Source organism: Pseudomonas sp. IT-P395 (assembly GCF_949767675.1).
Taxonomy (GTDB): Bacteria; Pseudomonadota; Gammaproteobacteria; order Pseudomonadales; family Pseudomonadaceae; genus Aquipseudomonas.
In genome coordinates, this window is sequence record NZ_CATKPW010000001.1 from 141,090 (window position 1) to 156,030 (window position 14,941).

At 57.2% G+C, this 14,941-nt stretch carries 11 protein-coding genes; 7 read left to right on the forward strand and 4 right to left on the reverse strand.

The genetic code is table 11. The features are described from left to right. The first annotated feature begins 141 nt into the window (after positions 1 to 141). Positions 142 to 1,452: an MFS transporter gene (locus ACM6IN_RS00550; protein ID WP_007912199.1), complete on the forward strand. Its 1,311-nt coding sequence runs from the start codon at positions 142 to 144 to the stop codon at positions 1,450 to 1,452. A 261-nt stretch (positions 1,453 to 1,713) separates the two neighbouring features. Here ACM6IN_RS00550 and ACM6IN_RS00555 read toward each other — a convergent pair whose 3' ends face one another. Further along, on the reverse strand, positions 1,714 to 2,136 hold the full coding sequence (locus ACM6IN_RS00555) for a hypothetical protein (RefSeq protein ID WP_414915174.1): 423 nt from the start codon (positions 2,134 to 2,136) through the stop codon (positions 1,714 to 1,716). A 98-nt stretch (positions 2,137 to 2,234) separates the two neighbouring features. Between ACM6IN_RS00555 and ACM6IN_RS00560 the strand changes: the two genes are divergently transcribed. Next, on the forward strand, positions 2,235 to 3,134 hold the full coding sequence (locus ACM6IN_RS00560; protein WP_414915175.1) for a LysR family transcriptional regulator: 900 nt from the start codon (positions 2,235 to 2,237) through the stop codon (positions 3,132 to 3,134). A 182-nt stretch (positions 3,135 to 3,316) separates the two neighbouring features. Here the strand turns inward: ACM6IN_RS00560 and ACM6IN_RS00565 are convergent, their stop codons facing one another. Beyond that, positions 3,317 to 5,251, reverse strand: coding sequence for a hypothetical protein (locus tag ACM6IN_RS00565; RefSeq protein ID WP_414915176.1), 1,935 nt, complete (start codon positions 5,249 to 5,251; stop codon positions 3,317 to 3,319). Positions 5,252 to 5,475: 224 nt separating this feature from the next. Here ACM6IN_RS00565 and ACM6IN_RS00570 point away from each other — a divergent pair, with 224 nt between their 5' ends. The 3 genes from ACM6IN_RS00570 to rarD all read left to right on the forward strand — a co-directional run bounded on the left by ACM6IN_RS00570 (position 5,476) and on the right by rarD (position 9,794). After that, on the forward strand, positions 5,476 to 6,489 hold the full coding sequence (locus ACM6IN_RS00570) for an aldo/keto reductase (protein ID WP_007912205.1): 1,014 nt from the start codon (positions 5,476 to 5,478) through the stop codon (positions 6,487 to 6,489). Between the two features lie 112 nt (positions 6,490 to 6,601). After that, entirely contained in the window at positions 6,602 to 8,707 is a 2,106-nt protein-coding gene (locus ACM6IN_RS00575; protein ID WP_414915177.1) for an acyltransferase family protein, read from the forward strand. 205 nt (positions 8,708 to 8,912) lie between these two features. Beyond that, positions 8,913 to 9,794 (forward strand): EamA family transporter RarD, encoded by an 882-nt coding sequence (gene rarD / locus ACM6IN_RS00580; RefSeq protein WP_414915178.1) that lies wholly within the window; start codon positions 8,913 to 8,915, stop codon positions 9,792 to 9,794. Positions 9,795 to 9,945: 151 nt separating this feature from the next. On the opposite strand, the gene hppD is transcribed toward rarD, so the two are convergent. Beyond that, positions 9,946 to 11,022, reverse strand: a complete 1,077-nt coding sequence (hppD, locus tag ACM6IN_RS00585) for a 4-hydroxyphenylpyruvate dioxygenase (protein ID WP_007912211.1) — start codon at positions 11,020 to 11,022, stop codon at positions 9,946 to 9,948. 245 nt (positions 11,023 to 11,267) lie between these two features. Continuing rightward, positions 11,268 to 12,215 carry a DMT family transporter gene (locus tag ACM6IN_RS00590; protein WP_414915179.1) on the reverse strand — a complete coding sequence of 316 codons (948 nt, stop codon included), beginning with the start codon at positions 12,213 to 12,215 and terminating at the stop codon, positions 11,268 to 11,270. A 78-nt stretch (positions 12,216 to 12,293) separates the two neighbouring features. On the opposite strand from ACM6IN_RS00590, the gene ACM6IN_RS00595 reads away from it, so the two are divergent. Beyond that, entirely contained in the window at positions 12,294 to 13,163 is an 870-nt protein-coding gene (locus ACM6IN_RS00595; protein WP_414915180.1) for a LysR family transcriptional regulator, read from the forward strand. Between the two features lie 118 nt (positions 13,164 to 13,281). Next, positions 13,282 to 14,817, forward strand: coding sequence for an EAL domain-containing protein (locus ACM6IN_RS00600; protein ID WP_414915181.1), 1,536 nt, complete (start codon positions 13,282 to 13,284; stop codon positions 14,815 to 14,817). Positions 14,818 to 14,941: the final 124 nt, after the last annotated feature.

Here is a 14,941-nt window from a genome sequence, read left to right on the forward strand (position 1 = left end):
TCGGTTGTTCACCCGCACAGTGTCTGGCGGCAAACCCTGTGCTCAGGCACAAAGACAATCCGGCCAAAGGTGACCGAGACTCTCGGGGCGATCAACGTTACCCTTTGCATCGCAAAAAATCATAATAAAGAGAGAGCCGCTATGTCGCACAGCGCCGCAGCTACCCAGACCATCGATGACGATAAAAACGCCGTCTACAAACGCATCACCCTGCGTTTGATCCCCTTCATTTTCATCTGCTACTTGTTCAACTACCTCGACCGGGTCAACGTTGGATTTGCCAAACTGCAGATGCTCGACGCACTGAAATTCAGCGAAACCGTGTACGGCCTCGGGGCCGGTATCTTCTTCATCGGCTACGTGCTGTGCGGCGTACCGAGCAATCTGGCGTTGACCAAATTCGGCCCACGGCGCTGGATTGCCGTGATGATGATCACTTGGGGCACACTGTCGACCTGCCTGTTGTTCGTCACCACACCGACCGAGTTCTACACCCTGCGTCTGTTCACCGGTGCGGCCGAAGCCGGGTTCTTCCCGGGCGTCGTGCTCTACCTCTCGCAGTGGTTCCCGACCTTCCGCCGTGGGCGGATCATGGCGCTGTTCATGTCGGCGATCCCGGTGTCCGGTTTGCTTGGCAGCCCGTTCTCTGGCTGGATTCTCAATCACTTCGCGGCGGGCCAGGGCGGTCTGGCCGGTTGGCAGTGGATGTTTCTGCTGCAAGGCATTCCTACCGTCATTCTCGGCGCCCTCGCCTATTTCCTCCTGAGCGACAGCTTCGCCAACGCCAAGTGGCTGAGCCCGCATGAGCGTGCGGTGCTTGAGGCAGATCAGGCCGAAGATTTGGCGAACAAGCCGAAAACCACGTCCGACTCGCTGCTGGCGGTATTCAAGAACCCGGCGATCTGGGCGTTTGGCCTGATCTACTTCTGCATCCAGAGCGGCGTGTACGCGATCAACTTCTGGCTGCCGTCGATCATCAAGAACCTCGGCTTCAGCGATAACCTGGTGATCGGCTGGCTGAGTGCGATTCCGTATCTGCTGGCGGCGGTGTTCATGCTGGTGGTCGGGCGTTCGGCGGACTTGCGCAAGGAGCGTCGCTGGCATTTGGTGGTGCCGATGCTGATGGGCGCGATCGGGCTGGTGATCGCCGTTAACTTTGCGGCGAACCCGGCGATTGCGATTCTCGGTCTGACCATTGCCACCATGGGTGCGCTGACTGGCCTGCCGATGTTCTGGCCGGTGCCGACGGCGATGTTGAGCGCGGGTGCTGCGGCCGGTGGGCTGGCGTTGATCAACTCGATGGGGCAGATGGCCGGTTTCCTCAGCCCTTATCTGGTGGGTTGGGTCAAGGACAGCACGGGGTCGACCGATGCCGCGCTGTATCTGCTGGCGGGGGTGATTGTTGGCGGGAGTTTGCTGGCGTTGCGTATGACGCGCACTTTGCGCGCTTGAGTTTTTGATGCACGGAAGAACGGCTCTTTTTCAGGGCCGTTTTTTATTGGGGGTTCGGCTTGGGTTTTGTGGTGTTCTGGAGATCTTTTCCCCCTCACCCCAACCCTCCCGAAACGTCGGACCGCCCCCAACGGGGCGAGGGGGAAAGGGAGCCGATTGCCGTGCTTTTCAAGATTTGAGTTCGACTCGGGAGAAGGGAGCCGATTTTGGTGCTTTTCAAGACTTGAGTTCGACTCGCTATTGCACGTCGGTGCACCTCGTTCAAGCACCTCGGTCAGTCCCCTCTCCCTTCGGGCGGTCCGACGTTTCGGGAGGGTTAGGGTGAGGGGCTTCTAATGCGTCCAGCTCAATCACCAGACCACCCGGCATCTGCACGAAAATCTGCGCAATCCCCTCACCCGGCACCCGCGCCAGTTGATACGGCAATCCACTCTCACGCACCCGCTGCAAAATCGTTTCCGCCGGCTCATCAGTACGAAACGCGATGTGGCTCAATTCCGTGTCATCCGGCAGCGGCCGCTCGATCACATGCACCACGGCGTGTTCATCCTGATACAGCCAACGCCCGGGAAACGGAAACGGCGGTCGCCGGCCCGGCTTGAGCCCGAGCAACTTGGCGAAACCATCTTGCAAGGTCTGACCGTCAGCGGTATTGAACGCCAGATGATCGAATGTCCAGGTCATGCGCCTCTCCTGCGATTGTTGACTGATTGCAGTATCTGTCCTTGCCAATCACTGAAAAATCCAGCAAAAACGCAAAGATCTTTAAAGGATTTTTAGCAATGAGCTCGATTCTTGATCTGGAGATCTTCGTCCGCGTCGCCGATGCCGGCAGCATCTCCGCCGCCGCTCGTGCCTTGGAGCTGACGCCAGCCGCCGCCAGTATTGCGTTGAAGCGCCTGGAAACCCGCCTCGGCATCCGCTTGTTCGCACGCTCCACGCGCAGTATTCGTCTGACTGAAGAAGGTCGCTGTTATCTGCAAAGCGTGCGCTTGGCACTGGCGGCGCTGGCCGAGGGTGAACAGGCACTTAAACAACAAAGCGAAGGCCTGAGCGGCGTGTTGCAACTGGCGGCGCCGTCGGACTTCGGGCGTAATGTGTTACTGCCGTGGCTCGACGATTTCAAGCGCGAACACCCGCATATCCAGCTGCAACTGCTGCTCAACGACCGCCATGCCGACCTGTTCCGCGAAACGGTCGATGTGGCACTGCGCTTCGGCGTGCCAAGCGATTCAACGCTAGTGGCGTTGCCGATTCTGCCGCAACACCGGCGGCTTGCCTGCGCCAGCCCTGACTATCTGGCGCGCCATGGCACCCCGCAACATCCCGGCGAATTGAGCGAGCACAGCGCCCTGCTCTATTTGCGTAACGGCAGTCCCTACAACACTTGGCGCTTCACTCGCGGCGATGAAATGCTGGAAGTCGAAGTCCACGGCGACTACCTCAGCGACGACGGCGAAGTCGCCCGCCGCTGGGCGCTGGCCGGACATGGTATTGCCTACAAGGCCTGGCTCGACATCGCCGAAGATGTCCGCGCCGGGCGGTTGATGACGTTGTTTGATGACTGGCACGGCGAAAGTGCGCCGTTCAATTTGCTCTGTCCGCATCGGGTGCAGGTGTCGGAGCGGGTGAAGGTGCTACAGGTATTTTTACGCGAACGCTGCGCAGCGCTCAGTCGATAACGGAATGGCTTTTTTGAACAAAACGCGGCGCGTCCGTCGAGACACTACCTCACAGCGCGTGGGAACACTCCTTCAAAACTTGATTATTGCTTACGAAGCAGGTAACGCAAGGGGGAGCAAGCTCCCCCTTAGTTTTTGCCGGACACTATTGATGCGGAGCGTGGGAACGATCCCTGCCTAAACTAAATACGAGTAACACAATACGCGCGTAGTTTTGTATTTGGATGGAAATTCCAAAATACAAAACTTGGACTAAGTACTGATGAGGAATTACACGTCCAAACATTATCTGAGCGCAATGGAGGTGCATATACTCGAAGCACATCATTTCTAAATGTAGCGTAAGCTGCATATCCCTGCAGGGAATACATCCAGCTTTGGGCTTCATAAGACGTCAATAACTCTTCGTTAACATGCAATTGAAAAGTGTTCTCTACTGAGACGAGGTAAGTCACTGATACACCTTCCTGGTCCGTGACATAAACCGTCGACACACCATGCTTCAGTCCTGTGACTTTTCCTTGTGGTGTTACAGAGGCAGTTAGGGAATCAGATGAAAAATAAATGTATGGCGGAACTCCTCCAACCGGCGTGCGGACGGCCGTATTGCCAATCGAGTCCTCCCCGGTTTTAGGCCATTGCGGTATCTTCACAGAATAACCGTGAAGGAGCATGGGCAGCTTGTCGATAGTCAACATCAACCGTTCAAACCGCCATGGATCCGATTCAAATTGATTCCCGGTTTTTTCCTTCACGGTAAAGCTGTGCAGCCCCACCGCAATCGGCAGCAACTTGCTCTGCCACTTATAATTCGATCCGGTTTGGATCTCCTCAATAAACGCCTCGCCATTAAAAACCCGCAACACCATCCCCGCCAGCGCAGAACCCGACAACACCACTTTATTGTCCGAAACCGTGCCGCCGTTCTGCACGTCCGCTCCGGACGAGTTCTTAACTTCTAAAATAACTGGTTTCACAATCACCCGTGCCCGCGCAACTTTTGATGTCGCAATAACGATTCCCCCACGTATTTGCTCATACAACACAGCGACCACACTGTCGCCGATGACCTTGGCATTGGGAATCATCAACCGGTGCACAAAAGGAAGCCTGCCGACCAACTGGTCAACCGTATGAGCGACAACGGGTCCGCTGCCTGGCGTCGCGGTGTATTTCACGCGGACAGTGTCGTTGGTGGCCCAGAGAGGTTCCAGGACATGCACCTGGATGGTCAGATCCTTGTTGCCCAGTTTGTTCAGGTCAATGGTATCTGGCGCGTCGTGCGGGTCATCCGGGTCTTCGGCAATATCGGGAGCGGCCATCCGTGTGCCCTTGAGATCGACAACAACGCGGATCGCCGCCGACCACGGCGAATTCAGATCGGCTCCGTTGCCAATCTGGTCGAACACCGTATAGGTGAAAGAGAACTGGGGATGATCACCTGCCGCCTCCAGATCGGCTTTTTCCAATAGACGCCCAATGCGAGTGGGTGTACTGGTCGGTGTCGCCGGGGCCTCGTCCGGATGCACCTCCCACTCAACATCATGACCGTTACAGTTGAGCACAATCCGGTCGTACGGCCGGCAATAGGGATAGGAGAACCAGACCTGCACGCCCTGTGCTGCACGATCGGCATCGATACCGTCTTCCAGCACATCCCGAGGCAGTACTAACTCGAGTTCGGAGTGTCCTTCATCGCCGTTCTTGTCCTCCATCCCGGGGCGAATGGCGTTGTACAGAATCGTCAATGGCGGCTCGTAGGTTTCTTCAGCACCGGTGGTGCGTGTGACGGTATAGCTCAGTTCATTGACGAAACCCGGATCGGATCTCAGCAAATTTTTGGGAATATGCAGGGTCACTGCGTCGTCCGTGGATTGGGCCTGCTGGCTGTCGACGCGCATTACTCCGTTCACGTGAATTGAAAATGTATCCAGCGGCCGCTGCGCCAGCACCGGATTGATAATGACGGTTGCGCCATTCGGCCGCAGCTCGTAGAACGCCTTGGCGATACCGCAATCGGCACCGGCCACGGAGGTATTGCTGTCCGGAAGTTGCGGCGCGTAAAGGTTGATCTCGGCGTCGGCGGGTAACGCCACATCCAAAGTCTTGGTATCCATCAACGAGCTCCTGATTTCAAGAATAGGCCAGGACTTTTCAACGAGGCCACCCTTCAGAATCAGGCCAGAACATCTACCGCCGTGCCTACTGTCAGATCTGACAGTCACGACGAACGGCTCCCATCGGGTGGGGGTTGAAAAGTAATTCCTGGACAAATTTGTTTGCCGGCTCCAGCGGTTCTGGTATTTGATTAACCCTTTCCCACCGACAAAAGGATTTCGGCATGAGCTTTCGCACACTCGGGCACTCGGGCTTGCAGGTGTCCACCCTCACCCTTGGCACGATGATGTTTGGCGAGCAAACCAGCGCCGAGGATTCGCTGCGCATCATCGACAAGGCCTGGGATCAGGGCATCAATTTCATCGACACCGCCGACGTCTACACCAACGGCCGTTCCGAAGAGATCGTCGGTGAAGCGATTGCCCGTCATCGGCATGAGTGGGTGCTGGCAACCAAGGTCGGTTTCGGCCCGGTGGACGGTGTGCCGAATCGCAGCGGTTTGAGCCGCAAACACATTTTCAATGGCATCGATGCCAGCCTGACCCGGCTCGGCACGGACTATCTCGACATTTATTACCTGCACCGCGAAGACCACAACACGCCGCTGGAAGTGAGCGTGTCGGCGATTGGCGATCTGATTCGTCAGGGCAAGATTCGTTATTGGGGTTTGTCGAACTATCGCGGCTGGCGGATTGCCGAGGTGATTCGCATCGCCGATAAACTCGGCGTGGACCGACCGGTGATCAGCCAGCCGTTGTACAACATCGTCAACCGTCAGGCCGAGACCGAGCAGATCACCGCGGCGCAAACCTACGGCTTGGGTGTGGTGCCCTACAGTCCGCTGGCCCGTGGCGTGCTCAGCGGCAAATACGCGCCGGATGTGCAGCCGGACGCCAACAGCCGCGCCGGGCGTCAGGACAAACGCATTCTGGAAACCGAGTGGCGCGTGGAATCACTGCGCATTGCCCAGCAGATTCAGCAGTACACCGAGCAGCGCGGCGTCGGGATGGTGGAGTTTGCGATTGCCTGGGTGTTGAACAACAGTGCCGTGACGTCGGCGATTGTCGGGCCGCGCACCGAAGCGCAATGGGATGCGTATACCAAGGCACAGACCGTGAAGATCACCGCAGCAGATGAGGCTTTCATCGATTCGCTGGTGACGCCGGGCCATGCATCGACGCCGGGATTCAACGATGTCAGTCATTTTGTGTCGGGGCGTAAACCGCATCTGGTTTAAGCGTTTTCCCTTGTCCAGCAACAGCCGATACAATCGGCTGTTTTTCGTTGAAGCAAGCGCGATCAAACGGATGATTTGATTGAGCGTTCAGAAATAACCAGGGACTTAATACATGCTCAATCGCCCCGTTGAGGTAACCAGGAAGCCTTTGCGCGGGCTGCTGTTCAAACTGTTTGCCGATAAGCTTCCTGCGCCGGCAGCGACCGCAACTGCGGTGGATCGCAAACCTTCGATTGATTACCGTGCGGATATCGATGGGCTGCGCGCAATCGCGGTGTTGTTGGTGCTGATTTTTCACGGCGGCCTGGCGTTCTTCCCGTCAGGGTTTATTGGCGTCGACATCTTCTTCGTGATCTCGGGTTATCTGACCACCGCAATCATCATGAAGTCGCTGAACAACGGCACGTTCACTTTCTCGGGGTTCTACACGCGGCGCATCTGGCGCTTGCAACCGGCCGTGATTGCGTTGCTGGTCGTAACGCTGATTGTCACAACGTTGCTGTACTTGCCCGATGACTATGTGGACTTTCTCAAAAGCGAGAAATACACGTCGCTGATCATCTCCAACCAGTACTTTTCCAAAGTCACCACGGGTTACGCCACGCCCGATGCGGCCAGTCTGCCACTCTTGCACACCTGGTCGCTGGCCATCGAATGGCAGTGGTACCTGGCGCTGCCACTGGGCCTCTGGTTGCTCTACCGTTATCTGGCGAAAAGCCTTTTCAAAGCGGCGGTGCTCGGCTTGACCCTGGCGGCAATCGCGCTCGCGCTGTACCTGTCTTACTCGGCTCCTGAAAAAAACTATTACTTCTTCACCGCGCGAATTTTCGAATTGATGATTGGCTCTTGTGCGGTCATCTTCAGCACGGACACGTTCAGGCTCAATCGCCTGAGCGCCACGCTGGTCTGCGCGCTTTCGCTGGCGACGATCATCTACTGCGCCACCCTGGAAAATATCCTGCCGGGCTTTCCGCGATATCACGCCATTGCCGTGTGCCTCGCAACGGCAGCCCTACTGTTCCAGGGTGTTGGCGATGCGAGCATCACTTCAAAACTGCTTGCGTTCAAACCCCTGGTGTTTATCGGCACGCTCTCGTACTCCTTGTACTTGTGGCACTGGCCGATCCTGGCGGTGATGAGTTACATGGGCATCGCGCTCACCCCGCCGATGACGATCGTTTACTTCGTCTCCACGTTCGTCACGGCCTGGCTCTGCTATGTGTTGATCGAAAACCGCTTTCGAAAGGCCAGGCTCGGCTTTGCCAAAACCCTGGTCGTGCTAATGATCGTGCCGGCAATCGGCCTGTCGCTGCTCCACGCGGCCAGCGTCAGACAAGAAGGCTGGCCGAACCGCTTCAACCAAGGCTACAACGACGTGTTCAACGGTTTGAAAGCGTCTGTTCCGGCCACTCGCGAGGGATGCCTGGGTGTCAGCGATGGCGCCGATCCTGGCTGCATATCGGGCGCCGCACAGGCTGCACCGCAAATACTGCTGATGGGCGATTCGTTTTCGAATCATTACTGGGGCTTTGTTGAAACATTGGCCAAGGATGCCAATCTTGCCGTGCTCACACAGGGCTATCCGGCGTGCCTGGCCTTGCCCGGGATCTACCTCTATGACGAGAGTAAATACACCAACGGGCTGTATCAAAAATGCCACAACGCCGCTCAACGCTATTACGACATGATCGCGAAGCGGCATTTCAAGTATGTGATCGTGGGTCAGTTCTGGGAGGCCTATCTCGACGATGACATCGTCACCAAACTCGATGACCCGCGCAGCCCGGAACTGTCAAGACAACGTCTCGGCACAGCGATCCGCAAGGCTCTGGATATCATTGTCGAATCCGGTGCTACTCCAGTCCTTCTCGAGAACACGCTGCCTATGCCTGAGGGGATCAACACCTGCCTGCTGCAACAGGTCAAGTTGCGCGGTTTGATGGGCAGTGTCGAGCAAAGCAGCCTCTGCGCCACGGCGCCATGGTCAGGTGCCAAAGAGCCGGTACTGGAACAACTCTTCAATGATCTGAAGGCTGAATATCCCGACTTGATCGTCATTGACCCGAAAATCGTGCAGTGCAAAGACGCCGCCTGCATGACCACCGTCGACGGTTTGCCGGTCTATCGTGATATTGGTCACGTCACCGATTATGCCTCTTACAAGTTCGGCGAGATGTACCTCAAGCGCTTCGGTAATCCGTTGAAGGTTGCTCAGTGATGTTTTCCTGCCACTGACTACGCTTGTGGAGGAACGCCCGCAGGTTGCGATCTTTCGACTTTCAAAGGCGAGATCAAAGATCGCAGCCTGCGGCAGCTCTTACAGGGGAATGTGTGTGAAGAATATTGAGCATTTGCCCAATATTCAGCACAAAAACCACGTATCCTTCGCGCCCCGTTTGACCATCAACCCCCGCGAGGACAGTTTGTCTAAAGGTATCGCTCTATCGGTTTCAGCCTCGGTGCTGTTTGCCGTCATGTATTACTACACCTCGTTGCTCACACCGTTGAGTGGCGTAGAGATTTTCGGCTGGCGGATGCTGCTGACCGTGCCGTGCATGACCGTGTTCATGCTGGTGTCCGGGGAATGGCGGCGGGTGCTGGAGCTGGTTCGTGTGGTCGCGGCAAAGCCAAAACTGATCGCCGGGTTGAGCGTCTCGGCTGCCCTGCTCGGTGTGCAACTGTGGCTGTTCATGTGGGCGCCGCTCAACGGCTACAGCCTCGACGTGTCGCTGGGCTACTTTCTGCTGCCGCTGGCGATGGTGCTGACCGGACGGATTGCCTACGGAGAAAGTCTGTCTTATTTGCAGAAAATTGCAGTGTTCTTCGCCAGTTTGGGCGTGCTCAATGAGCTATATCAGGTCGGCGGTTTTTCCTGGGCGACACTGGTGGTCGTGGTCGGCTATCCACTGTATTTCGTCCTGCGCAAATACCTGAAAACCGACCACCTCGGCGGATTGTGGGTGGATATGACGCTGATGCTGCCGGTCGCCTGGTGGTTTGTGCAAGGCGGCGAGCAAGGCTTGGGCGTGTTTGATCAATACCCGGGGCTGATGTGGCTGATCCCGCTACTCGGCCTGATCAGTGCATCGGCGCTGGTGGTGTACATCATTGCCAGCCGTTTGCTGCCGTTCAGTCTGTTTGGCCTGTTGAGTTATGTTGAGCCGGTGCTGTTGCTTGGCGTGGCGTTGTTGCTCGGTGAGAGCATCAAGTCCGGGGAATGGCTGACGTATATTCCGATCTGGCTGGCGGTTGTGGTGCTGATCTTCGAAGGCTTCAAACACCTGACGCGGCAACGCCGTCCTTAAAAGCAAAAGATCGCAGCCTGCGGCAGCTTCTACATTTGGAATGCATTTTCCCTGTAGGAGCTGCCGCAGGCTCGGGCCGCGATCTTTTGATCTTCAAAAAAATCCCGGCTCTGCATCGCTGCAGGCCGGGATTTTTCATTTCAGTGGCCGATTACTCGGTGGCAAGCACACCACGACGCACCTGATCGCGTTCGATCGACTCGAACAGAGCCTTGAAGTTGCCTTCGCCGAAACCATCATCGCCTTTGCGCTGGATGAATTCGAAGAACACCGGGCCCATCAGGGTTTCCGAGAAAATCTGCAGCAGCAGACGCTTGTCGCCCTGCTCCGAGGCGCCGTCGAGCAGGATGCCACGCGATTGCAGTTGATCAACCGGCTCGCCATGGTTCGGCAGACGGCCTTCGAGCATTTCGTAGTAGGTGTCCGGCGGCGCGGTCATGAAGCGCATGCCGATCTTCTTCAACTGATCCCAGGTCTTGATCAGGTCGTCGGTGAGGAACGCGACGTGCTGGATGCCCTCGCCGTTGAACTGCATCAGGAACTCTTCGATCTGGCCCGCGCCTTTGGACGACTCTTCGTTCAGCGGGATGCGGATCATGCCGTCCGGTGCGGTCATCGCTTTCGAAGTCAGGCCGGTGTATTCGCCTTTGATGTCGAAGTAACGGATCTCGCGGAAGTTGAACAGCTTCTCGTAGAAGTTCGCCCAGTAGGCCATGCGACCGCGATACACGTTGTGGGTCAGGTGGTCGATGATTTTCAGGCCGGCACCGACCGGGTTGCGATCAACGCCTTCGATAAACACGAAGTCGATGTCGTAGATCGAGCTGCCTTCGCCGAAACGGTCGATCAGGTACAGCGGCGCGCCGCCAATGCCTTTGATCGCCGGCAGGTTCAGCTCCATCGGACCGGTTTCGATGTGGATCGGCTGAGCGCCAAGTTCCAGTGCGCGGTTGTAGGCTTTTTGCGAATCCTTGACGCGGAACGCCATGCCGCAAACGGACGGACCGTGCTCGGCGGCGAAGTACGACGCAACGCTGTTGGGTTCGTTGTTGAGGATCAGATTGATCGCGCCCTGACGGTACAGGTGCACGTTCTTGGAGCGGTGGGTGGCGACTTTGGTGAAGCCCATGATCTCGAAGATCGGCTCCAGAGTGCCCGGCACCGGCGATGCCAGCTCGATGAATTCAAAGCCCATCAGGCCCATTGGGTTTTCGTATAAATCTGCCATGGTGGCACCTCATCATTTCTTATCAATTAACCAGGGTTATTTGTCAGTCATGTGAGGTCGGTGGGTGGCGCGCAGGAGATGCCACGCACACTGCGGGCGAGAAAGTCACCGTAGATCAGTTGAAACCCGAATATCTTCATTGTCGACCCAAGGCTCTTGCGGGCGAGGCTTCTGCTGCCAGAAGACGATTATTATTGTATGCGTAACCCGATTCTACACAGCGTAAATAGGCTTGTCTGCTCTCTCTATAAAATCCGCTTTCTGGCGCCCGGTGCAAGGGGTTTGTTGCACAGGTAAATGCCCGTCAGGATCAGTGCGCCACCTCCATACATGGCCAATGTCAGGTGTTCGTCCAGCAACACTGCGCCGAAGACCACGGCCGTCAGCGGGTTCAGCGCGATAAACACCCCGCTGCGCGTCGCGCCGATTTTGCGGATACCGTGGTAATAGCCGATGTAGGCCAGCGCCGAGCCGAGGACGCCGAGGTAGGTCAGGCTCAACCATTGCGGCAGCCCCAGATCATCCAGCGCCTCCCAGCTCAGTTCGCCGCGCACAGCCGCCACAAACCACAACATGAGCGTGCCGATCAGGATCGAATACGTCACGGTCTGCACCGGCCCCAGCGTCTGATTCAATTCACGGGAAAACAACGAGTAAACACCCCATCCCAGCACACAGCCGAGGATCAACAGATCACCGATCCATGCGTCAGGCGTTGCAGCCAGTAATTGCGGATTACGGCTGACGATCACTAGACCAGCGCCAACAATACAGGTGGCGATTCCGGCGACTTTCACCCGCCTCAAGCGTTCTTTGAACAACCACCATGAGGCCAGACCGATCACCGCCGGGTTCAACGCGACGATCAACGAAGCCCGCGACGCGTTGATGTATTGCAGACCGTAAAAGAAGCACAGGTTGTAGAAGAAAATCCCGAAGAAGCCCAAGAGCGTCAGTTGCATCCATTGCCGGGGTGTCGGTCGCGCCAAGGGGATCCGCGCCAGCCACAAAAAGCCGAGCAGCGCCGCACTGGCCAGCAAAAAGCGCAGGCTGGCGGCGAACATCGGGCTCAGGCTGCCAGCCAGGAACCGCCCGGCGACAAAGGTCCCGCCCCAGATCATGGTGACCACCGCCAGTGTCAGGTAAACGGGAATATCCGACGATGTTGTGTGCAGCTGTTCGACATTGCGCATAACGCTCCAGGCCCGGGAACTTGAGGAATGCCGTATCATTCACCTCATTCCCCATCATCGTAAAATGAGCAAATACTCATGACCCTTACCCAACTGGAGATCTTCTCGCTGGTCGCCGAACTGCGCGGTTTCACCCTCGCGGCGCATCGGCTGGGGATTTCACAGTCGGCGGTATCCCATGCGATGAAAGCGCTGGAGCAAGAACTCGGCGTCGAGCTGCTGCGTCGGCACCAGTCGACAGTGGAACTCAGCGATATCGGCGAGCAACTGTTGCTGCGCGCCCGCGCGATGCTCGGTCTGGCCAACACCTTGCGTCAGGAAGCCGCCGATGCGCGCGGTATGAAAAGCGGCACCTTGCGCATCGGCTCGTTCGGACCAACATCGTCGATCAAACTGTTGCCCAATATTTTGCGGCGTTATCGAGAGGCGCATCCGGGCATCGAGGTGCACATCGATGAAGGACCCGATCGACAAGTGACCCAGTGGCTCGAAGAGCGGCGGATCGACATCGGTTTTGTGGTGCTGCCCCAAGATCGCTTCGACACGTTTGCGCTGATCGAAGACCAGATGGTTGCCCTGCTCCCTGTAGGTCATCCGCTGGCAGCGCGATCGGCATTGACTCTCAAGGACTTGTGCGACGACCCGTTCGTGCTCACCGAGGCGGGTTCTTCAGAACTGGTATCGCAGCTGTTCATGGCCGCGCGCTTGCAACCGAATATTCGCTATCGCTGCTCGCAACTGCTCAGCACCCTCGACACCGTCAGCCGTGGCGATGGCATCACGATTGTTGCCGAAGGCTCATTGCCGGAGGAAGCAACGTCTCACTACGTGAAAAAGCCGTTGTTGCCCGCCGTGCAGCGCCAGGTCGGACTTGCCGTCCTCGATCAGCGCCAGGCCTCTCCCGCCACCCTGGCCTTTATCGAAGTGGCGTCGCGGATGAATCTTTGATGAGCAGCGCAAGCGCCTTCTGCCATCTATCCTCCCTTCTGGCTGATGTGATTTTCAGCGGCGCGCCGTTATCCGGCCTGCATTCGAGAGCCCCACTCCACCGCGACAGGATGCGCCCATGCCGTTGACCGCCAGACCCCGCCGCAAACGCAGCGCCCGCATCGTCGTCACACTGCTCAGTGGCTTGCTTCCGGTGCTGCTGGGCAGCGTAATTCTCTACGTGCAGGCCGAACGCACGCTGGAACAAGGTTCACAACAGACTGCGGAAGAGGCGTTGCGCCAATTCGAATTGATGCTCGACAACACGGCCCAGGCCGCCCGTGAATTGCTGCCTCTGGCCGGCCAGACTTGTGAGAACGTCAAGCTCGCCCTGCGCGAGCAAGTGACCCGTCGCCCGTTCGTGCGCTCGACCAATCTGGTGTGGGACGACAACCTCTATTGCAGTTCGTTGTTTGGCGACTTCAAGGAAGCCGTCAACGCGGGCGACTACAACCAGGGCAAGTTGTGGCTGATGAATGGCAACCCGGTAACACCCAACACCGCTCTGTTGGTCTATCGGCTCAGCGAGGGTCGCGGCGGCGCACTGACGACACTCGACGGCTACCATCTAAGCAACATGTTGCGTCTGATCGGCCGGCACATGTTGCTGGTGCTGCAAGTGGGCGACAACTGGCTGTCGGCCGACGGCAAAGTACACACTGGCGCCCTGCCCGCGTTGCCGATAGCACAACACACACTCGATTCTTCGCGTTATGCGTTCAGCGTTTCTGCGGGATTTCCCGAGGGCGAAACCTGGCGCTACATGGCCGATGAATACCCACCGCTGTTCAGTCTGCTGATCTTTTTTGGCGTGGTCTCGGGTGCCATCGGCCATGTCTTGCAGAAGCGCTCGACGTCTCCGAGCCACGAGATGCTTCGGGCGCTCGAGGCAGGCGAATTCATTCCTTACTTTCAGCCCGTGGTGCATGGCGACAGCAAGATGTGGTCGGGGGCCGAAGTGCTGATGCGCTGGACTCACCCCAAAGAAGGACTGGTGCGCCCGGACCTGTTTATTCCATTCGCCGAGCATTCGGGGTTGATCGTGCCGATGACCCGCGCCTTGATGCAACAAACCGCTGCGCTGCTGGGACCGCTGTCATCAACGTTCACCCCGCCCTTTCATATCGGCATCAATATCACCGCGAGCCATTGCAAGGATCTGGAACTGGTGGAGGACTGCCGGGCGTTTCTCGCCGCGTTCGTGCCCGACAGCATCAGCCTGGTGCTGGAGTTGACCGAGCGCGAATTGATCGAGCCGACCGACATCACCCGGCAACTGTTCGAGCAACTGCATGCACTGGGCGTGAAGATCGCGATTGACGACTTCGGTACCGGTCATTCAAGCCTCGGCTACTTGCGCAAATTCAATGTGGATTTCCTCAAGATCGATCAGAGTTTCGTCGCCATGATCGGCGTCGATGCGCTGTCCCGACACATTCTCGATACCATTATCGAACTGTCGGCCAAGCTTGATCTGGGTATTGTTGCCGAAGGTGTCGAAACTCAGGCGCAAGCCGATTATCTGACTGCACATCACGTCAACTTTCTGCAAGGCTACCTGTTCGGCAAACCGATGCCGGCCGCGGAGTTCATCAGCGCATTAACTCACCATTAACTAAGCCGGATTAAGACGAGCGTCCCGATCAGGCGCACCAAATTGATACAAAAGACCGCTGTTGTTACATGAAGACAACATCAGGATTTACTCTTGGCGCATTAACTACTACAATTTTTTCAAC